The sequence below is a fragment of the Endozoicomonas sp. SESOKO3 genome, from assembly GCF_024606255.1.
The window spans coordinates 1-5,963 of sequence record NZ_JAHHPR010000664.1 but is presented as its reverse complement, the minus strand read 5'-3'; the positions used below and the strand labels follow the sequence as shown (position 1 = coordinate 5,963).

Below are 5,963 nucleotides of genomic sequence, written 5' to 3'. Positions count from 1 at the left end.
CGGGGGTTGGCATTGTACTGTCTGGCAAACAGCAGAGAGCCGGTTTTCAGCAGAACGACTGAGGATGCGGCCCTGCCCAGCGGCATTGCCAGCCCGCCCACTTCAGAGAACTTTTCAATTTCATTGTGGTAGGCATATTGCCCGGTTCGGTCATGATCAACACTATAGCCTTCCAACCAGTGCTGGAAGGGTATGATCATCCTGTGCGTGTAATCGCCCCTGTTGGTGAAGTCCAGGAGATACAGAAGCGACAGGTTCGACAGGGACAGGATGGCAGCCTCCACGGCGGTCTGGGTCACCAGCAGTGGTTTGTAACTGGAGTAGTACCAGGTGACAATCTGTGCCAGAAAGGCTGAAGGTTTGACCCAGTAATTATTGAGCTGTTGATCAACCGCTGCGGCATGAGCCTGCATCAATGTGCCATGGATAGCCTGGATCAGGTCTGATTCGGACACGCCAACGGCATTGGCATAAGGTGCCAGGGTATCCTGAACATTGGTCAGGAATGCTGCCGTCCTGCGGCCGTTTTCAAAAGCAATATCGTCAAGAATGTAGTTGGCGATGACAGCCGCTGCATACTCCTTCATGCCGGCAACAGATTCTTTCATACCCGCCTGGCTGGTTACGGACACAGGAGTAAAGGTATTTTCTATGAATTCCTCAACCCACTCGTCGGACAGCATCTGGACAACCTTCTTGAACTCAGGCACCCTGACAGCATGTCTATAACCAAGGAAGTGCTCAAATTCATCCACTGTCTGATAACCGTCGACACCTCTGACGGCCTTCATGTAGCTCTCAAGTTCAACCTTGCTGATCAGACCTTCACGCAGCAGAGCAATAGTCTTTTTACCACCGGCAAAACGGGTAGCCAGATATTCCGGGAAGCTTTCCAGGTTCCGAGGTTCATACTCGATGTAGTGAATGGCTGTTTTGCCCATGGCGTAAACGACATCGTCGTATTCTTGAGCCCCGTTTTGCAGCTGATGCCTGATCTTGAAAACCAGTCCCTGGACTTTTGACAGAACCTTCGGAGGCTGAAGTTTTAAAGCCCCGGAAGAGAGGGTCGGAAAGGTCGTCTTCAGGCTCTTGAAGACTTTCACAATCCGATTGGCCTGATCAAACGTCAAACCTTCTCCGACCAATGCCCTGAGGCGAACCGGTGCAAGTTCATCGTCAAAATCGAAAATTGTGAAATAGGGTACTTTCTTACCGTTTTCTACTGCTAATTCTGCCAAACCCATTGCGGCTTCCAGAGCTTGTTTCTTGAGAGAGTGATCCTGCATGAAGTCGTGCATATCGGTCAGAACTTTTACCTGCCACGGTGTGAACTGGAAGGGACCGCCTTCATTTTCGACGGCTTGCTCTGCCGCCTTCAGGACTTCCTTTAATTTCTCTATTTTCGCTTTCCTGACTTCTATTTCTCTGTTGAGACTGTGCAGCTTGTGGGTCATTTGCAGGATCTTCCCGCCAGTGCCATCATCTCCGCCCAGTTGAACCTGTTTGTTTCTCAGGTTATTAACCCGTTGTTCATGGGTTTCAGAAGTGTCTGGTTTAAGACCCACGGCTTCTTCAGTAGCGTCAAGAGCTGTTTTATGGAAATCCGTCAGAGTATCTTTAGCTTTTGATAAAGCTTCACTTTTCTGCTCCAGGACTAAACCCAGCGCAGTTATCTCTTTGTTATGTGCAGTTTTATCCTGCTCTTCGAAGTCTCCAAAATCGATAATCTCCTGTTTTTTATGATCCAGTTTTTCTTGTGCATTACTCTCTTCAAACTGTGCATGGTTCACTTCCATACTTTTGCTGTCGTAATCTTGCAGGAATTGTGTGACCAGAGTGTACTTTTTTCTGGCTAAAGGCAGCTCGGCCAATGCTTCCTCGAATATACCGGCTTCGTCCAGACCCTGATTATCTTTACAGCTTGTAAATACCTCGTGTTTGCCACGAAGGGCATGCAGTTTGCGACGAACACCTGTCAGCTCACTTTCCGCTTTTGCCAATGCTCGTTTAGCATTGGCTTTCTCACGATCAAGAACGTATCGCGGTTTGGGCCCAAGGCGCGCGATTTGCTTGTCAAGCTCATTTTCAATGGTTGCGATACGGACATTAACAGCAGACTGACCGGCATTGAAAATTTCTTCGAGCAGTCCATTGAGCTTTGCTTCAATCAGAATGTTCTGGTTGTCGATAGTGGCATCATCTTTATAGTTCTCAATCTTGAGTTGATGGGCCAATTCATTGTTTCTGGCTCTTCTGACACCTACATCGTCATAAGCTTCGTGTACTTCATCCATTAATGCCTGAACTCTGGCCTTCAGAGCTTCCTTCTGATCATACAGTTTGCTATCTTCCCCGAATGCCAGATTCAGATCTCTGGCCAGTTTAGCAGTGAAAGCCTTGCCTCTTTCTGTGGCAGCAACGTTTTCATGAGGGTAGATGCTCAGCTCGTCCTCTATGGCGCCAAGCAGACTTGTCTGTTGATCTCTGGCGAACTTATCCAGGTAGGAATCTTCGACTTTATAGGTAAGAGTCCCCCGAAGCTTATTGTGTTTGATATCTCTCTTGTTCAGTGCTGTGCTGTCTCCTTTCCAGAGGGTTTGATCTATCTGATCCAGCAATTTTTCTGAGACATCATTGCCTTCAAGTATTGAATAAATCCGGGCAAGCCTTTCTGCTTCTCCATCCTCTTTATTGAATTTGATGTTGAGTATTGTTTCTATGGCTTCCAGCAGATCGGTGAGTTTTTCTCTGGCTCGCATGTCCGGGTCTTCGACTTTATGGCGAAGGTTTACAAGAAGCATAGTGCGTTTGTATTCCTTCTCGTCCAGATCCGTAGTTTTGCCTTCATATGCCCATCGGATGTTACCTATTTCTTCCAGTGACTCATCCAGTATTTCTTCTGATAGCGCATCGCTGTCAAGAGTTTTCATGACCACTTCGAGTCTTGCTATTTTGTTGTCCTCTTTATTGGCTTCGATGTCGAGTATTTCTTCTGCGACTTCCAGTATGTCCAGGGCCTCTCTCTCTGCCTGCTGTCTGGCGTCTCTGATATTTTCCTGCATATTTTCAGAGATGTACCGGCGACGGAGATACACATCTTCTTTTTCATCAAGGTCACGTATCTCAAGGGCTTTTTCTATGACGCTCAGTGTCTCAAGTACTTCAGGTCTGGCTTTGGGGTGGCCTGGTGTTTTAATGTCATCCAGCTCTTCTTCAAGCTCTGCTAGCCTGAGGAGTTTGGTAGATACCCTTGTTTCCAGCGCCCTGTCTTCTGATGTGTCGTCTTCATCAGGCTCAATATCAAACTCTGCTGCCATTTCACTATTGGGAGTGTTTGTGGCTTTTGCTCTGGTAGCAAGAAGTTGTTTTTCGAGCTCCGGAATTCGTTTATTATCCTGCTCAAGTTGATCCACCGAGTTTTTCGTCTCTTCCAACTCCTGACGAATCTTTTTAAGCTCATTCACAACTGGTTGATTGAGTCCAACGGCTCTCAGTTTTTCCTCAAAATGGGTCATGGCCATTGTCCCTGTGCGTTGAAATGCTTCGTTTAGCTCGGCGAGCATGGCCTCTCTTACCTGCAGTTTTTCCAGCTTGTGCTCCATCTCAAGCAGCTGTTCGGCAAAGACGCCAGCGACTTTGGAAGCAAAGCTGCGGTCTGCGTCAAAAGAATCGTCAAAAGGATCGCCGGACATTTTGGCGATAACAGACATAATTTCATGAATATTTTGAATAAACTTCCGGTTAGTCAGAAAATTTCTAAGTATGGGTTTGAAGCCAAAGTGTTCTGTGAGTTGAATATGCATCCAGGTTGGCGTGATGAACGACGACGTTAATTTGATGTGCGTTCTGGTGATTACAAATCCATCTTCCTGATCTGAAGTAGCGCTGGTTAATGCCTGCAGGATATATTCATAGTATATAAGCGAGGCCAGTGTATCTTCGTATTCATCCGTCGGTTTACCACCTTCGTCAAGTCTGGTAATGTGCTGCGCAGCTAACTCCTCCAGCAGCGCCAGCTGCCGACTTCGAATGACGTATTGGTAGCTTTTGAACTTGTCTTTTTTAACCAGTGCTATTGTTTCAGGAGTAGGTCCATTGTCGTAAAATCCTTCCCAGATATCATAGAGACCCTCCACAAAAGCGATATCGGTTGGATTCTGCTTCTGACCATGAAAAACAATAATCTCCCCCTCAGCCACAGTCACTTCCAGTTTTGGATAATCCTCAGGTACAGGATAGACCTGTGTGTCATCCTCGACGTGTACTACATAGCCGACGGGTTTATAGAATGACAACAGATCTTCCAGAGCTCCCTGTTGTAAATCTTTCCCAAGAACATGAACCTGGGTATAGGCAGAGGTAGCTGCTGCTAAAAGCGTCTCATCATTGACAAAGATTGATTGACCCAGACGCTGCAGCTCAGGGGGCTGGTCGCTGGAAACGATGAGACGCATGAAGGTGCGCCCTTTCACTTCAACCTGGTCTACTTCAAGGTTGGCAAGGACAACATAGTGATCAACTTCGCCAAGGTTTCCTGCTCTTTCATTCACACCTTTCAGCACTCCGACCAAGTGTTCGGGGCTGGCAATTTTCGTAAATGGTTCTAATGTATGATTGTCGCCTAATTGAGAGCGCACAGCTCCAATTGAATCCTTATGGGTCATTCTGTCTCTGACTTCGATGAGTAGTTTATTTTCTGAAAAATTATGGGTGAACCTGAAAACTGCCTCATTACCTACCTTGAGGACTTTGGTGTACTTCTGAGCAATGTCATTGTCGTCTGTTTCAAACAGATCAACAGTGGAAACGCCACCGTCAATGCCAGAAAGAACGTCTGTGAAGCCCTTGGAAGGAATATCGTAGTCGGCTCTGAATTCAGCTCGATCGGGGTAGGTGGTTGTAAAGGATTTGGTTATTGGCTGCTGGTCATCACCTAAAGTTGGCTTAACTATGACCTCACTCTGGATGAACTCCGTATGTCCATTGTCCTGAATAACGATAGATTTTGTCTGTAGCCTGCGATCGGCCAGTGCCTGTGTAGCAATGATGGAAGAGCTGATAGTAATGGCCACTGCAAGGCTTAATGCATTGGGGTGAGCATGTGTCATTTTACTACCTCAGAGCTGAGTACTTTGATTACCGTGAAAAGTGATTGCCACACCAGGCAAGGAGGCAACTTTCAGTCACTCATGGCTGTCAATCGCTCACTGTTAAGCTGTTGAGTGAATTTAGTTCACAGCGGCCAATCTGGTAAGCTGTTGAGCGAATTTTGCTCGAACTGACAAAGTCCAATGTCAGTAAAACTGAATTGTTTTTTCAGCCGGGGAATAACGTCGTTGCTTATAGCAGGGTTTAATCGATAGCCTGAACCGGAAGAAACCATTATGTATCCTTCTATGATTGGTTTCTTTTGGGTAGCTATGGGGGGCATCCACTGATTTTTAGCATTAAAGTTCGTCGCGGGTATTCTTATCAGGAGTGAACTTCTCAAACCTGTAATCAGCATTGCAGTTTTCACGGCAGCTGGTGTCTTCTCAGGTGCTGTAGTCCTTTTGGCTCTACTATCAATTCATAGAAGGCTCCCAGAGTATAAGAGTAAGGAATACTTTCAGCGTGGGAGAATGACCATTTAGGTACATTTTCCCTGAAGTATTTCTCCCAGCCATGCTTATAAATCTTCATGGTGCGATCACGTCGTTCACGGAACTGAAGATAATGCTCGTTCCGCGTCCAGCCATGCATCACGTTGTTTGCTTTAACACGGTTCGCATACTGTTCATCCGTTTCATTGAAGCGTTGAGGCGTAGCAATAGCAGTACGTTTCACATAGTCCGTTTCCGTTTCACTCACGCCTCTCCAGCGGTTGATCTTGTCAAGACTACGTCCCAGGGGCCCACCCAGCCATTGAGTGAGCATCTTGTTGTCGTTCATAAAGAAGTCGAAAGTGAGACTTGACGCCAGCG

General features: G+C 46.7%; 2 protein-coding genes. Both read right to left on the bottom strand.

Annotated features, from left to right (window positions below):
* The coding region (locus KDK18_RS11635; protein WP_257255073.1) for a hypothetical protein at positions 1-5,108 on the bottom strand (5,108 nt) is incomplete at its 3' end.
* Positions 5,109-5,514: 406 nt separating this feature from the next.
* On the bottom strand, positions 5,515-5,963 hold a 449-nt coding region (locus tag KDK18_RS11630; protein ID WP_257255072.1), incomplete at its 5' end, for a hypothetical protein.